We start from the raw sequence: 13,742 nt of genomic DNA on the forward strand, positions 1-13,742 counted from the left end.
GCGACGCCCCACGAAGCGACGGCCTCCCGGTCTAGGCTCGTGACCAGGACGCCGATCCGCCCGTGCGGTCGGCCGCGATGGACACCGGGACGACAACGGGAGGCTCCGGGATGACCCAGGGACGGCACGCCGACGCCGCGCCCTCTGGCCCTCACCTGTGGGAGAGAGAGTCCGAACTCGACGTCGCGGCGCGTGCGCTCGACGACCTGTACGGCGGTTCAGCGGCCGCCGGCAGCCTCGTCGTCTACAAGGGGGAGGCGGGCATCGGCAAGACCGCCCTGCTCGCCCGCGTGCGCGAGATGGCGGCGGGCCGGGCCACCGTGTGGTCGGCGCGGGGCGGCGAGACCGTCACGTCCGTGCCCTTCAACGTCGTGCGCCAACTGCTCCAGCCCGCCCTGGTCGCGCTCTCCGAGGAGGAGGCCCGCGAGTACTTCGGGGACTGGTACGACATCGCGGGCCCCGCCCTCGGCATCGCCGAGCCCACCGGGCGCCAGGCCGACCCGCACGGCGTGCGCGACGGTCTCGTCGTCGCCGCCTCCCGACTGGCCCGGCTGCACTGGCCGTTGGTGCTGCTCATCGACGACGCGCACTGGGCCGACCTGGAGACCCTGGAGTGGCTCGCCGCGTTCGCCGAGCGCCTCGACGACCTGCCGGTCTTCGTCGTCGTCGCGCAGCGCGAGGCCGAGGACGAGCGGGCCGCCGCCTGCCTCGACGCGGTGGCCGCCGCCGCCAGGCCCGGCGCCGCCGCCCTGCGCGCGCTGACCCCCGGAGCCACCGCGGGCCTCACCCGCGCCACGCTCGGCGGGCACGCCGACGACCCGTTCTGCCGCGAGGTGTGGGCCGTCACCGGCGGAAACCCGTACGAGACCGTCGAGTTGCTGGCCAAGGTGCAGGACGCCGAGCTGAGCCCCGAGGAGGACTCCGCCGCCGAACTGCGCGCCCTGAACAAGTCGGCGCGCGGCCGCGGCCTCGTCAGCCGCCTCGAAGGGCTCGGCACCGAGGCCACCCGCTTCGCCTGGGCCGCCGCCATCCTCGGCACCCGTATCGAACCGGGCCTCGCCGCGCTGCTCGCCGGCATGAACCCCGAGCAGGCGGGCCGCTGCGCCGAGCGCCTGGTCACCGCCCGCATCCTCACCGAGGACACCTACGGGGACGCGGGCACGCTCGAGTTCGTGCACCCGCTGATCGCCTCCGCCGTCTACGACGCGATACCTCCGGCGACCCGCACCGCCATGCACGGACAGGCCGCCTGGGCCGTCACCGCCTCCGGGCACGGGCCCGCCGCGGCCTCCCGGCACCTGCTGGAAGTGCACCCGGACGACGACATCGAACTCGTCGAGCAGATGCGCGCGGCGGCCGGCGAACACCTCGCCGTCGGCGCCCCCGAGGCGGCCCGCCGCTGCCTGGAGCGGGCCCTCGAAGAGCCGCCGCTGCCCGAGATCCGCCCCGAGGTCCTCTACGAGCTGGGCTGCGCCACGCTCCTCACCTCGCCCGCCACCACCATCGGCCACCTCACCGAGGCGCTCGACGCGACACCGGGGCTCGACGGCGACCTGCGCGTCGACGCGGTGTGCCGGCTCTCCCAGGCCCTCGTCCACAACGACCAGTTGGAGGAGGCGCTGCGGCTCATCGACGACGAGGCCGAGCGCCTCGCGCCCGGCCACGCGCGGCTGCGCCTCCAGGCCATGCACTTCATGTGGGAGGGCATCCACTCCGGCGAGGAGGACTCGCCCGGCCGCTCGCGCCGCCTCGCCGAACTCGCGGACCGCCTCGCCGGACGCGACAACCCCGAGCGGGTCCTGCTGATGCTGCGCGCCTTCGACGCGATGACGCGCGGGGAGAACGCGGAGGAGGTCGTCGAGCGCTGCGACCGCGCGATGCTCAACGGCCGCCTCGCGCCGGGGCTCGGCTGGACCGACCCCGAGTGGGGCTTCGAGGTTCTCGCCATGCTCACCGTCTCGTACGTCTACGCGGACCGGCTCGACCGCGCCGAGAGCCTGTGCAGCGAGGCCCTGCGCACGTACGAGACGGCGGGCTGGAGCGGCGGACACCTCGCGCTCGCGCACGCCTTCGTCGGCTACGTGCACCGCAGGCGCGGCAGGCTCACCGACGCCGAAGCGTTCCTGCGCGAGGGGCTGCGGCTCGCCGACCGCGTCGGCAGGGGGCTGCCCATGCACTGGGACGCCGCCTGCATGCTCATCGACACCCTGCTCGCCCGCGGCAAGGCGGCCGAGGCCCAGGAGATCGCCGAGCGCTACTCCTTCGGCCCGCCCTACCCCTCGACCGTCGTGCTGCCCGACGCGCACTCGGTGCGTGGCCGGCTGCTGCTCGCCACCGGCCGGGTCGAGGAGGGCATCAACGAGCTGGAGACCGCGGCCAAGGCGGCCACCGCCCGCGGCGGCCACAACACCATCATGGCGCCGTGGGCCTGCGACCTGGCCCGCGCGCTCGCCCCCACCGACCCGCGCCGCGCCGCCCAACTCGCCACCGAGGCCCGCGTCCAGGCCGAGCGCTTCGGAACGGACACCGCCATCGGCGAGGCCCTGCGCTGCGCCGCCGCCCTGGAGACGGGCCAGAAGCAGCTGATGCTGTACGCGAAGGCGGTGACGTACCTGGAGGCGTCGCCCTGCGCGTACGAACACGCGGCGGCCCGCGTCGAGTACGGCATAGCGGCCCGCTCCCTCTCCGAGCTCAACCGCGGCCTCCAACTGGCCCGTGCCTGCGGCGCCGACGGCCTCGCGGCCCGCGCCCGCGAGGTCCTGGAGACGGGGCGGGGGCTGCGCTAGCGGATCTCAGCCGGCCCAGGCGGTGGCCAACTCCGCCTGGAATCCGGTGGGTTCGCGGCCGATGAGCTCGGCGAGCGTCGGGTCGACGGCGGTGAACTCGCCCGCCCGCGCCGCCGCGAAGATGCTCAGCATCAGGTCCGCGACCGGCTCGGGAACGCCGTGCGCGAGCGACCGCGCGCGGAACTCGGCGTCGGGGACGACGGTCCGGGTGAAGGGCCGTCCGGTGACGCGGGACGCCAGCTCGGCGACCGCGTCGAAGTCGAGCGCGGCCGGGCCGGTGAGCGGAGGGGTGGGGCCCTCGAAGCGGCCCTCGTCGGCGAGGATCGCGGCGGTGGCGTCGGCGAGGTCGTCGTGTCCCGTCCAGGCCACGGGGGCGTCGGCGGGCAGGGCGATGTCGCCGGTGGCGCGGGCGGACTCCAGGAAGCCCAGGGCGCTCGCGGCGTAGAAGCCGTTGCGCAGCGAGGTCCAGGGCAGGCCGGTGGCGCGCAGCAGGTCCTCCGTGCGGGCGTGGTCGCGGCAGGCCTGGAAGCGGGAGTCGTGGGCGGCGCCCATCTGGCTCGTGTAGAGGATGCGGCCGGCGCCCGCCTTCACGGCGGCGTCGATCGCGGTGCGGTGGCCCGCGACGCACTCCTCGCCCACGCGGTCGAGCGAGACGAGGAGCAGCTGCTCGGCGCCCTCGAAGGAGTGCGCGAGCGAGGCGTCGTCGTCGAAGCTGCCCTGCCGCACCCGGACGCCGCGCTCGGCGAGGTCCCGGGCCTTGCGGGGGTCGCGGACGCTGACGCCGACACGCTCGGCGGGAACCCGCTCCAAGAGGCGCTCGACGATGCGGCGGCCGAGCTTTCCGGTGGCTCCGGTCACGATGATCACGATGTTTCTCCCTGACTGTTTCCAGTGGAATCACTTCCACGGTAACACCGGAACTAACGGCGATAGCGAAAATTCGTTATCGTCGATACATGGTCACGCGCGACACCACCGAATCCCCCCGCCGACGCATCGTCGAGGCAGCCGTCGAACTGCTGGAGAGCGGCGGACCCGACGCCGTCAGCACCCGCGCCGTCGCCGCGGCCGCCGGAATGCAGCCCCCGGCCATCTACCGCCTGTTCGGCGACAAGGAGGGCCTGCTCGAGGCGGTCGCCGAGCACGGCTACGCGCAGTTCCTCGAGACCAAGCGGGCACGGCTCGACCCCGCGCCCGACGATCCGGTGGAGGAGCTGCGGCGCGGCTGGGACACGGTCGTGGAGTTCGGCGTCGCACGGCCCGAACTGTTCGCCGTGATGAACAGGGCCACCGGTCGCGCGTCCGACGCGGCGCACCGGGCGGGCCTGGAGATCCTGCACGGGCGGGTGCGCCGTCTCGCCGCCGCCGGCTGGCTGCGGGTCGACGAGGAACTGGCCGCGCAGATCATCCGGGCCACCGGCCAGGGCGCCGTCACCACCTGGCACGCCACGCCCGCCGAGCGCCGCGATCCGGCGCTGCTCACCGTGCTGCGCGAGTCGATGATCGCCGCGGTCACCCGGACCGAGGCGGTCCTGCCCGACGCGGAGTCGGGTCCCGCAGCCGCGGCCCGCGCGCTGCGCGCCGCACTGCCCGAGCGGACGCCGGCGCTGACCGGGGCGGAGGAGGCCCTGCTGCGGGAGTGGCTGACGAGGCTGGCCGAAGAGGCCTGAACTCCCGCAGTCGCGGGCCTACTTGCCGAGAATGCGGTCGAGTTCGGCGTCCAGGCGGTCCTGGATCTCGCGGTCGTAGGTGTCCGCGTGCGCGAGGGTCGGCTGTTCGCCGTCGAAGAAGCCGGCCGTGGCCTCGCCGCCCAACTCGCCGACGGCCAGGGCCAGTACGCCGCTCGCGCCGTCCTCGACCGTGTTGAGCGGGCCGACCTCGGCCTCGCGGACCATCGCGGTGTCCATGTACGTCGCCGGGTGGATGACGTTGACGTGCACGCCCGTGCCGGTCAGTTGGCGGGCGAGCGAGAAGGTGTGTGCGGCGAGGCCGAACTTGGCGCGGCAGTACGCCTCCGTGCCGCTGTAGCGCGTGCTCAGTTCGAGGTCGTCGAAGTCGATCGGGGCCTGGCCGAGCGAGCCGCAGTTCACCACGCGGGACGGCGCGTTGTCGCGGAGCGTGGGCAGCAGGGCGCGGGTGAGGGCGACCGGGGCGAGGAGGTCGACGGCGAACCGCAGCTCGTGCCCGTCGGCGCTCAGCTCGCGGCCGGAGCCGGGCGCGCCGGTGCCGACGCCCGCGTTGTTCACGAGGGCGTCCAGCTCCGGGTGGTCGGCGGCGACGCGGGCCCCGAGGTCGCGGACCTGGGCCAGCTCGGCCAAGTCCGCGACGTAGGCCTCGGCGCGGCCGCCCGCCGCCCGCAGCTCCTCGACGAGGGCCTCCGTACGTTTCTCGTCCCGGCCGTGGGCGAGCACGACGTGCCCGCCGCGAGCCAGCTCGAAGGCGAGGTACCGGCCGAGGCCGGAGGTGGCACCGGTGATCAGGATTGTTGCCATGCGTCCAGGCTAGGCGCCGGACGTCACGGCCCTACGCAAGGCCCTCCTCGGCGAGTACGCGCTGGGCGACGCCGAACGCGGAGTTGGCGGCGGGCACCCCCACGTACACCGCGCACTGCTGCACCACGGCGCCGATCTCCTGCGGGGTGAGGCCGTTGCGCAGCGCCGCGCGCACGTGCATGCCGAACTCGTCGAGGTGGCCGTGGGCGACCAGCGCGGTCAGCGTGATCATGCTGCGTTCGCGGCGGGCGAGGGTGGGGTCGGTCCAGATCTCGCCCCACGCATAGCGCGAGATGAAGTCCTGGAACCCGGCCGTGAACGGCGTCTGCTTGGCCTGCGCGCGGTCCACGTGCGCGTCCCCGAGCACCTCGCGGCGCACCACCATGCCGCGCTTCGCGGGCCGGCCGAGGTGCGTGCGCAGCAGTCCGACGACCGCATCGGGGCGTTCGGCGGGGGCGAGGTGGGAGGCCCCGGCCAGCTCGACGAGTTCGCTGCCCGGCACGGCGTCGGCGATCTCGCGCAGGTGTGCGGGCGGGGTGGCGGGGTCCTCGCGGCCCGCGACGAGGAGGGTGGGCACGGTGATGTCGGCGAGGCGGTCGCGCAGGTCGAAGGCGGCGAGGGCGTCGCAGCAGGCGGCGTACGCGTCCGGGTCGGCGTCGCGGTTGTCCTGCACGAGGCGTTCCACGGTGAAGCCGGGGGTGAACCAGCGGGACGGCGCGGTCTCGGCCACGCCCGCCGTGCCCTCCTTGCGGACGAGGGCGGCCCGCTCCTCCCAGTTCTTCGCGCCGCCGAAGTGGGCGGAGGAGCAGAGGACGGCGAGGCTGGTGAGGCGTTCGGGGTGGTGCACGGCGAGGTGCAGGCCGACGGCGCCGCCGAGCGATACACCGGCGTAGGCGAAGCGGTCGACGCCGAGGTCGTCGGCGAGGGCGAGCACGAGGTCGGCGAGGTCTCCGACGGTGGCACCGGGCTCGATCAGGCCGGGGTCGGACCCGCCGTGGCCGGGGAGGTCCCACCGTACGACGCGGTGCGCGGACGACAGTTCGGGCGCGACACCGTCCCACAGGGCGGTGCTCGTCCCGAGGGAGGGGCCGAGGATCAGCGCGGGGGCGCTGGGCGAGCCCTCTTCGTGGTGGTGGAGACGGGGTGCGGTCATGGGTGGGCTCCCGGTGGTCGTCGAGGGTCGACTTGAGCTGGCGTGGTGTCGTTCGTCGTCGGGTTGCGGTCGTACGTGGCTGGGTGCGCAGTTCCCCGCGCCCCTGGGGATCCGGGGTTGCGGTCCCCGTCGGGTGGCGGTGGTGCGTGGTTGGGCGCGCAGTTCCCCGCGCCCCTGGGGAGTCGGGGACGCGGTCGTGCGGAGGTGGGCGCGAAGCGGCCCTTCAGGGGCGCGGGGAACTGCGCGAGCGCAACGCCGGGGTGGTGGGGCGTGCGGGTGGGCGCATCGGATCCGGTCCGCCCCCGGCCACTGGCAGGCGCCCGCAGGGATTTCGGGAAGGGGCGGGGTGGGGGAACGTCATCGGCGCGTGAGCGCCCGGTCCACCAACGCCCCCGCCGCCCCGACATAGCGCGACGGATCCGTCAGCTCGGACACGTTCACATCGGCGTCCTTGAGCGCCGGCTCGTCCGCGAGGACATCCGCCAGGGCCCGGGACTCCTCCCGGGCCCGCCGCGAGGCGGACGCCAGGAGCTCCTTCGCCGGACCACGCCCGAGCACCGCCGACAACTCCGCCGACAACCGCTCCGACACGATCGCCCCACCGGTCGTCGACAGGTGCGCGTGCATCACGTCCGCCCGCACGACCAACCCGTCGACCAGCTCGGAGGCGTCCCGCGCCGCCCCGCCGACCACCCGCAACAGCTCCCGCAACGAGGACCATTCGGCGTGCCACGCCCCCGCGGGACGTTCGTCCTCCGCGGCCACGGAGGCGTACAGCGTCGCCGCGAGCCCCGGCGCCCGCCGCGCCGCCGCGGCGACGAGCGTGGCACGTACCGGGTTCGCCTTGTGCGGCATCGCGGACGAGCCGCCGCCCGAACCCTCGGCCAGCTCACCGATCTCCGTACGGGAGAGGACGAGCACGTCCGCCGCGATCTTGCCGAGCGCCCCCGCCGCGAAGGCCAGCGCCCCCGCCAGATCCGCCACCGGCGTCCGCAGCACGTGCCACGGCAACTCCGGCTCGGCGAGGTCGAGTTCGGCGGCGTACGCGGCGATCAGCGCGAGCGGATCGTCCGCCCCGTACGCCCCGAAAGCCGCCAACGTGCCCGCCGCGCCGCCCAGTTGAACGGGAAGCGACGTCCGCACGGTCCGCAGGCGGTCCCGTGCGTCCAGGATCAGCGAGCGCCAGCCCGCCGCCTTGAGCCCGAACGTCGTCGGCACGGCGTGCTGCGTGAGCGTACGGCCCGGCATGACCGTGTCCCGGTGCGCCCTCGCCAGGCCCGCCAACGCACCCTCCGCGGCGGAGAGTTCGCCGAGAAGCGCGTCCAGCGTCCGCGTCGCCACCAGCATCAGCGCCGAGTCCAGGATGTCCTGGCTCGTCGCGCCCCGATGCACGTACGGGCCGTGCTCAGCGGGAACCGCCGCCGTGAGGTCCGCGACCAGCGGGATCACCGGGTTGCCGCCGCCACGCGAGCGCGTCGCGAGGTCCCGCGCGTCGAAGCGGTCGGCGACGGCCGCGGCCGTCACCGCGTCGGCGGCCTCCGCGGGTGCGAGGCCGAGCGTGGCCTGCGCCCGCGTGAGGCCCGCCTCCGCGTCCAACAGAGCCTGAAGGAAGGCCTCTTCGGACGTGGTGCGCTCGGTGGGCGCACCCTCGCTGCCGGGGTCGAACAACGTCACGTGAACTCCAGGAAGACCGTCTCGCCCTCGCCCTGAAGGCGGATGTCGAAACGGTACGTGCCGTTGGCCTCCGGCTGTGCGATCAGCGTGTCGCGCCGCTCGGCGTCGACCTGCTGGAGCACCGGGTCCGTCGCCAGGGCCTCGTCACCCGCGAAGTAGATCCGCGTGTAGAGGTGGTGGAGCAGACCGCGGGAGAAGATCACGACGGCGAGGTAGGGCGCCGAAGCGCCGCGTGCGCCGGGGCGCAGTGTGCGCACGGCCCAGTGGCCGTTCGCGTCCGTCTCGATGCGGCCCCAGCCGGTGAACTCCACGCCGTTGCGGCCCAGGTAGCCGCCGGTGAACGGCTGGCGGCGCATCGAACCGTCGATGGTCGAGGCGTTGCCCTCGGGGTCCGCGCCCCAGATCTCGACGAAGGCGTCGGGGACCGGGTCGCCGTTGCCGTCGTAGACGTAGCCGTGCACGGCGACCGTGTCCGGGTGGCCGACGGGCGCGATGTCACCGCCGCCCTCGAAGGGCAGCGCGTAGCCGTACCAGGGGCCGACCGTGTGCGAGGGGGTCGGCTGCACGGTCTCGGGGTTGTTGAGGTCGATCTTCGTCATCGCTGGTCAGCGCCCTTCTTCCATCCAGGTGGCGTGCGGGCCGTCGAGGACGATGTCCCACTGGTAGCCCATCGAGAACTCCGGAACCGACTTCTCGTGCACGTACGTGGCGATCAGGCGCTGGCGCGCCGCGTCGTCGGTCACGGACTGGAGGATCGGGTCGTACGGGAACAGCGGGTCGTTCGGGAAGTACATCTGCGTCACCAGGCGCTGGGTGAACGCGGAGCCGAAGACGGAGAAGTGGATGTGCGCGGGGCGCCAGGCGTTGGTGTGCTGCGCCCACGGGTACGGGCCCGGCTGGATGGTCGTGAACTTGTACCAGCCGTCGTCGTCGGTGAGCGTGCGGCCGACGCCCGTGAAGTTGGGGTCGAGCGGCGCGTCGTGCACCTCGATCTTGTGCGCGTAGCGTCCGGCCGAGTTGGCCTGCCACAGCTCGATGAGCTGACCGCGCAGCGGCCGCCCGTCGCGGTCGACGAGCCGGCCCTCGACGGTGATGCGCTCGCCGATGGGCTTGCCCGGGTGCTGGATCGTCAGATCGTTGTCGATCTTCGTGATGTCGCGCTCGCCGAAGGCGGGTGCGGTCAGCTCGATCAGCTCCGGGTCCTTGGCGACGTCGATGTTGATCGGCGGCTGCTTGGGGTGCCGGAACGTGGAGGAGCGGTACGGGGCGTAGTCGCGCCGCGGGTGGTGCTCGACGGGCGCGCCCTCGGCGAGGCCCTTGTAGTAGGCCTCGCGCTTGGCGGCGATCTCGGCGTCGATGTCGTGCTGGGTGAGAGCCATGAGGGGCGGGTCCTTCCTAACGTTCCAGGACGAGGGCGAGGCCCTGGCCCACGCCGATGCAGAGCGTGGCGACGCCGACGCCTGAGCCCTTGCGGGCGAGCTGGTGGGCGACGGTGCCGGCGAGCCGGGCGCCGGACGCGCCGAGCGGGTGGCCGAGCGCGATGGCGCCGCCCTGCGGATTGAGGACCGCCGGGTCGAACTCGGGCCATTCGGCGACGCAGCCGAGGACCTGCGCGGCGAACGCCTCGTTCAGCTCCAGGGTCGACAGGTCGTCGAAGCCCTTGCCCGCCTTGGCGAGCGCCCGGTTCGTCGCCTCGACGGGGGCGAGCCCGAAGTAGTGCGGGTCGATCGCGGAGACGCCGGTCGCGGAGATCCGGGCGAGCGGCTCGCGCCCGGTGGCCTTCAGGCCCTCCTCGTCGACGAGGAGCAGCGCGGCGGCGCCGTCGTTCAGCGGCGAGGCGTTGCCCGCCGTGACCGTGCCACCGTCCTTGCGGAAGGACGGCTTGAGCTTGGCCATCGCTTCGAGGGAGGTGGAGGCGCGCACGGACTCGTCGGCGGAGACCACCGACGGGTCGCCCTTGCGCTGCGGGATCGTGACCGGCGCGAGTTCGGCGTCGAAGAGGCCGTTCTTCTGCGCGGCGGCGGCCTTCTGGTGGCTGGCGAGCGCGAACTCGTCCTGCTGCTCGCGCGTGATGCCGTGCTTGTCGGCGATCAGCTCGGCCGACTCGCCGAGCGACACCGTCCACTGCGGCTCCATCTTCGGGTTGACCATGCGCCAGCCCAACGTGGTGGAGTACATCGTGGTGTTGGTGGCCGGGAACGGCTTGTCGTTCTTCGGCAGCACGTAGGGCGCGCGGGTCATCGACTCGACGCCACCGGCCACGGCGATGGACGCGTCGCCGACGGCGATGGCGCGGGCCGCCTGCACCACGGCCTCGAGTCCGGAGGCGCACAGCCGGTTCACGGTGACACCCGGCACCGAGGTCGGCAGCCCGGCGAGCAGGCCCGCCATGCGGGCGACGTTGCGGTTCTCCTCGCCCGCGCCGTTCGCGTTGCCGAAGTACACGTCCTCGATCCGGGACGGGTCCAAGTCCGGTGTACGGGCGGCCAGTTCACGGATCGCGTGCGCGGCCAGGTCGTCCGGGCGGACGGCGGCGAGGGCGCCGTTGTAGCGGCCGATGGGGCTGCGGACGGCGTCGACGATGTAGACGTCCTTGACGGTGCGGCTCACTTGGCTGCCTCCGGGATGCGTACCTTCGCGGCGGTCTTCTCGACGACCTCGTCGGCAGTGACGCCGGGCGCCGGCTCGACGAGCTCCAGGCCGTCCTCGGTCACGTCGAGCACGGCGAGGTCGGTGATGATGCGGTCGACGCAGCCCTTGCCGGTCAGCGGCAGCGAGCACTCCTCGACGATCTTCGGGGAGCCGTCCTTCGCGGTGTGCGTCATGGTGACCAGGACGGTGCGGGCGCCGTGCACGAGGTCCATGGCGCCGCCGATGCCGGTGATCATCTTGCCGGGCACGGCCCAGTTGGCGAGGTCGCCGTTCGCGGAGACCTGCATGGCGCCGAGCACGGCGACGTCGATGTGGCCGCCGCGGATCATCCCGAAGGAGAGCGCGGAGTCGAAGAAGGAGGCGCCGGGCAGGACGGTGACCGTCTCCTTGCCCGCGTTGATCAGGTCGGGGTCGACGGCGTCGTCGGTGGGGTACGGGCCGGTGCCCAGGATGCCGTTCTCGGACTCCAGGATCACCTCCACGTCGCCGCCGAGGTAGTTGGGGATCAGCGTCGGCAGGCCGATGCCGAGGTTCACGTACTGACCGTCGCGCAGCTCGCGTGCGGCGCGCGCGGCCATTTCCTCACGGGTCCAGGACATGGTTACTCACTCACCGTCCGCTTCTCGATGCCCTTGTCGACGGCCTGTTCGGGCGTCAGGGCGATGACGCGCTGCACGAAGATGCCCGGCAGGTGCACGGCGTCGGGCTCGATCTCGCCCGGCTCCACCAGCTCCTCGACCTCGGCGATCGTGATCTTTCCGGCCTGGGCGGCGAGCGGGTTGAAGTTCCGCGTGGACTTGTTGAAGACCAGGTTGCCGTGCCGGTCGCCCTTGGCGGCGCGGACGAGCGCGAAGTCGGTGCGGATGCCGCGCTCCAGGACGTACTCGATCCCGTCGAACTCGCGGACCTCCTTGGGCGGCGAGGCCTTCGCGACGCCGCCGTTTCCGTCGTAGCGCCAGGGGAGTCCGCCGTCGGCGACCTGCGTGCCGACGCCGGCCGGGGTGTAGAAGGCGGGGATGCCCGCGCCGCCCGAGCGCAGCCGCTCGGCGAGCGTGCCCTGCGGGATCATCTCGACCTCGATCTCACCGGCCAGGTACTGCCGGGCGAACTCCTTGTTCGCGCCGATGTACGAGCCCGTGACGCGGCTGATCCGGCCGGCGCTCAGCAGGACGGCGAGGCCGGAGTCCATGGCGCCGCAGTTGTTCGACACCACGGAGAGGTTCCCGGTGCCCTGCTCGTACAACGCCTTGATCAGCACGTTCGGTACGCCGCTCAAGCCGAACCCGCCGACCGCGAGCGACGCACCGTCGCCCACGTCGGCGACGGCCTGTGCGGCCGTGGCGACAACCTTGTCCATCCCTGCCAGCCTCATCTCCGCGAAGTGCTCGAGAAATGCTCAGGGCACTGAGCGTTTCTGGGTGCGGCTCACGTTGCCACTGGGTGTGTGAACCGTCAAGAGTTCCCAGGGAAAATGGCGTATGGACTCGACAAGCGGTCGCCGGTTGCCGGATCCTTGCTCAGTGCACGGCCGTGTTCAGCGGCGCAACGACAGCAGACGGAGGACCGCCATGGCCGCGGTGGACCTGACCACCCATCCCGGGCATCTCGCCCGGCGGCTCCAGCAGGCCCACTATCTGCTGTGGAACACGATGGTCTCCGAGGAGATCACATCCCCCCAGTTCGCGGTGCTCAACGCGCTGGTGGCCGAGCCGGGGCTCGACCAGCGCACCGTGGGGGAGCGGGTCGGTCTCGACCGCTCCACCATCGCCGAGGTGATCACCCGGCTGACCCGGCGTGAGCTGGTCGACAAGGTGCGCGACCCGCAGGACGGCCGCCGCTGGCTGCTGCGCCTCACACCCGACGGGCTGCGCACGCACAAGAAGCTGTCCGTGCGCACGGCCCGCATGAACCAGATCTTCCTCGCCCCGCTCGACGCCGACGAGCGAGCGGTCTTCTTCGACCTGATCCAGCGGGTGTGCGACGCGGCGGAGGGCCTGCGGCACCCGGGCGAGGTGGTCGCCGCGGAGGCGTAGGCCCGCACGCCCCGCGGGCGCGGGCGCGGCGGGCATCACCCCTTCGCGAGCACCACCCACACCGGGCCCGGGGCGAACGGGACGCTGAAGGCCGTGCCGTCCGCCGGGGTCGGGCGGCGCCACGTCGCCTCGTGGGCACGGCCGTCGCGGAGGACCAGCGCCGTGCCGTCGCCGACCGTCCGGGACAGCGGTGTCGTGCTGCCCGAGCGGTCGTGGAAGCGGGACGGCTCGACGGCGACGTACTGGACGACGACCGTCGGGGCCGAGAGGCGCTTGCCGGACGCCGTGGTCGCGGGGCGGCCGTCCATGCTCACCAGCCAACGGCCCTGCGATGCCGACCAGTCGAACGTGAAGCGGGCCGCCGGAAAGCGCGCCGTGTGCGTCGTCTCGGCCCGCCCGCCCTTCGGGGGCCGTTCCGCGAACTCGAAGCCCGCCAGGGTGCCCGCGGCGACGCCCGCCGCCGGATCGCCCAGCTTCGCGGGCCGCAGGTACAGATTGTGCGGCGCCGGCTTGTCGGAGCCGCGGAAGTACGCGCCGTCCGCCGTGCCCGGCGGCACCGCGCGGATCGGCGCCGCGTCGATCGAGGGCCGCAGCGCGCTCTGGGCACCCGAGTAGGCGAGCGTCGGCCGGTCGAACTGGCGCAGCAGCTCCAGGTCCGTCTCGCGCGCGCTGCGCACCGGGCCGACCACCTCGGGCAGCCGCGAGCCGAACACCGCCATCAGCCGGCTGAGCCCCGCCTCGACCTGCTCCACGTACACGAGGTCGGCCTCGTCGATCCCGGTCTGCGGCCGCGCCGCCCCCACGTTGTCGATCTTCACGGCGAGCACCGGCGCCCGCGTCGACGGCGAACTCCCGCCCCCGGGCAGCCTGCTCGCCGTACAGGCCGCCGCGAACACCCCGAGAGCCCCGACCACGACCGTGCGCCTGCGCATATCGTCCACGCACTGTGACT

General features: G+C 73.4%; 13 protein-coding genes. 3 read left to right on the plus strand and 10 right to left on the minus strand.

The genetic code is table 11. The features are described from left to right. Positions 1–110: 110 nt before the first annotated feature. Positions 111–2,786: an ATP-binding protein gene (locus ACTWJ8_RS32235; RefSeq protein ID WP_443261110.1), complete on the plus strand. Its 2,676-nt coding sequence runs from the start codon at positions 111–113 to the stop codon at positions 2,784–2,786. Between the two features lie 6 nt (positions 2,787–2,792). On the opposite strand, the gene ACTWJ8_RS32240 is transcribed toward ACTWJ8_RS32235, so the two are convergent. After that, entirely contained in the window at positions 2,793–3,653 is an 861-nt protein-coding gene (locus ACTWJ8_RS32240) for an SDR family oxidoreductase (protein ID WP_356373734.1), read from the minus strand. A gap of 89 nt (positions 3,654–3,742) precedes the next feature. Between ACTWJ8_RS32240 and ACTWJ8_RS32245 the strand changes: the two genes are divergently transcribed. Continuing rightward, positions 3,743–4,456, plus strand: a complete 714-nt coding sequence (locus ACTWJ8_RS32245) for a TetR/AcrR family transcriptional regulator (protein ID WP_356373733.1) — start codon at positions 3,743–3,745, stop codon at positions 4,454–4,456. 18 nt (positions 4,457–4,474) lie between these two features. Here the strand turns inward: ACTWJ8_RS32245 and ACTWJ8_RS32250 are convergent, their stop codons facing one another. From ACTWJ8_RS32250 to ACTWJ8_RS32285, 8 genes are all read right to left on the minus strand, one after another. Further along, complete coding sequence (locus tag ACTWJ8_RS32250; RefSeq protein WP_443261111.1) at positions 4,475–5,278, minus strand: SDR family NAD(P)-dependent oxidoreductase; 804 nt, start codon at positions 5,276–5,278, stop codon at positions 4,475–4,477. 31 nt (positions 5,279–5,309) lie between these two features. Further along, positions 5,310–6,431 carry a bifunctional 3-oxoadipate enol-lactonase/4-carboxymuconolactone decarboxylase PcaDC gene (gene pcaDC / locus ACTWJ8_RS32255; protein WP_443261112.1) on the minus strand — a complete coding sequence of 374 codons (1,122 nt, stop codon included), beginning with the start codon at positions 6,429–6,431 and terminating at the stop codon, positions 5,310–5,312. Positions 6,432–6,788: 357 nt separating this feature from the next. Beyond that, entirely contained in the window at positions 6,789–8,105 is a 1,317-nt protein-coding gene (gene pcaB, locus ACTWJ8_RS32260) for a 3-carboxy-cis,cis-muconate cycloisomerase (RefSeq protein WP_443261113.1), read from the minus strand. Beyond that, entirely contained in the window at positions 8,102–8,704 is a 603-nt protein-coding gene (gene pcaG / locus ACTWJ8_RS32265; RefSeq protein WP_443261114.1) for a protocatechuate 3,4-dioxygenase subunit alpha, read from the minus strand. Before pcaG ends, pcaB begins: the two co-directional genes overlap by 4 nt. A gap of 6 nt (positions 8,705–8,710) precedes the next feature. Further along, positions 8,711–9,484, minus strand: a complete 774-nt coding sequence (gene pcaH / locus ACTWJ8_RS32270; RefSeq protein ID WP_356373728.1) for a protocatechuate 3,4-dioxygenase subunit beta — start codon at positions 9,482–9,484, stop codon at positions 8,711–8,713. A 16-nt stretch (positions 9,485–9,500) separates the two neighbouring features. Then, positions 9,501–10,715: a thiolase family protein gene (locus ACTWJ8_RS32275; RefSeq protein WP_443261115.1), complete on the minus strand. Its 1,215-nt coding sequence runs from the start codon at positions 10,713–10,715 to the stop codon at positions 9,501–9,503. Continuing rightward, positions 10,712–11,356 carry a CoA transferase subunit B gene (locus ACTWJ8_RS32280; protein WP_356373726.1) on the minus strand — a complete coding sequence of 215 codons (645 nt, stop codon included), beginning with the start codon at positions 11,354–11,356 and terminating at the stop codon, positions 10,712–10,714. The genes ACTWJ8_RS32275 and ACTWJ8_RS32280 overlap by 4 nt, the downstream gene beginning before the upstream one ends. A 2-nt stretch (positions 11,357–11,358) precedes the next feature. After that, positions 11,359–12,114, minus strand: a complete 756-nt coding sequence (locus ACTWJ8_RS32285) for a CoA transferase subunit A (protein ID WP_443261116.1) — start codon at positions 12,112–12,114, stop codon at positions 11,359–11,361. Between the two features lie 211 nt (positions 12,115–12,325). On the opposite strand from ACTWJ8_RS32285, the gene ACTWJ8_RS32290 reads away from it, so the two are divergent. Beyond that, complete coding sequence (locus tag ACTWJ8_RS32290; RefSeq protein ID WP_443261117.1) at positions 12,326–12,790, plus strand: MarR family winged helix-turn-helix transcriptional regulator; 465 nt, start codon at positions 12,326–12,328, stop codon at positions 12,788–12,790. 35 nt (positions 12,791–12,825) lie between these two features. Here ACTWJ8_RS32290 and ACTWJ8_RS32295 read toward each other — a convergent pair whose 3' ends face one another. Beyond that, positions 12,826–13,722, minus strand: coding sequence for a DUF3048 domain-containing protein (locus ACTWJ8_RS32295; protein ID WP_443265060.1), 897 nt, complete (start codon positions 13,720–13,722; stop codon positions 12,826–12,828). Positions 13,723–13,742 lie beyond the last annotated feature (20 nt).

It is taken from the genome of Streptomyces sp. SDT5-1, assembly GCF_052245995.1.
Taxonomy (GTDB): Bacteria; Actinomycetota; Actinomycetes; order Streptomycetales; family Streptomycetaceae; genus Streptomyces.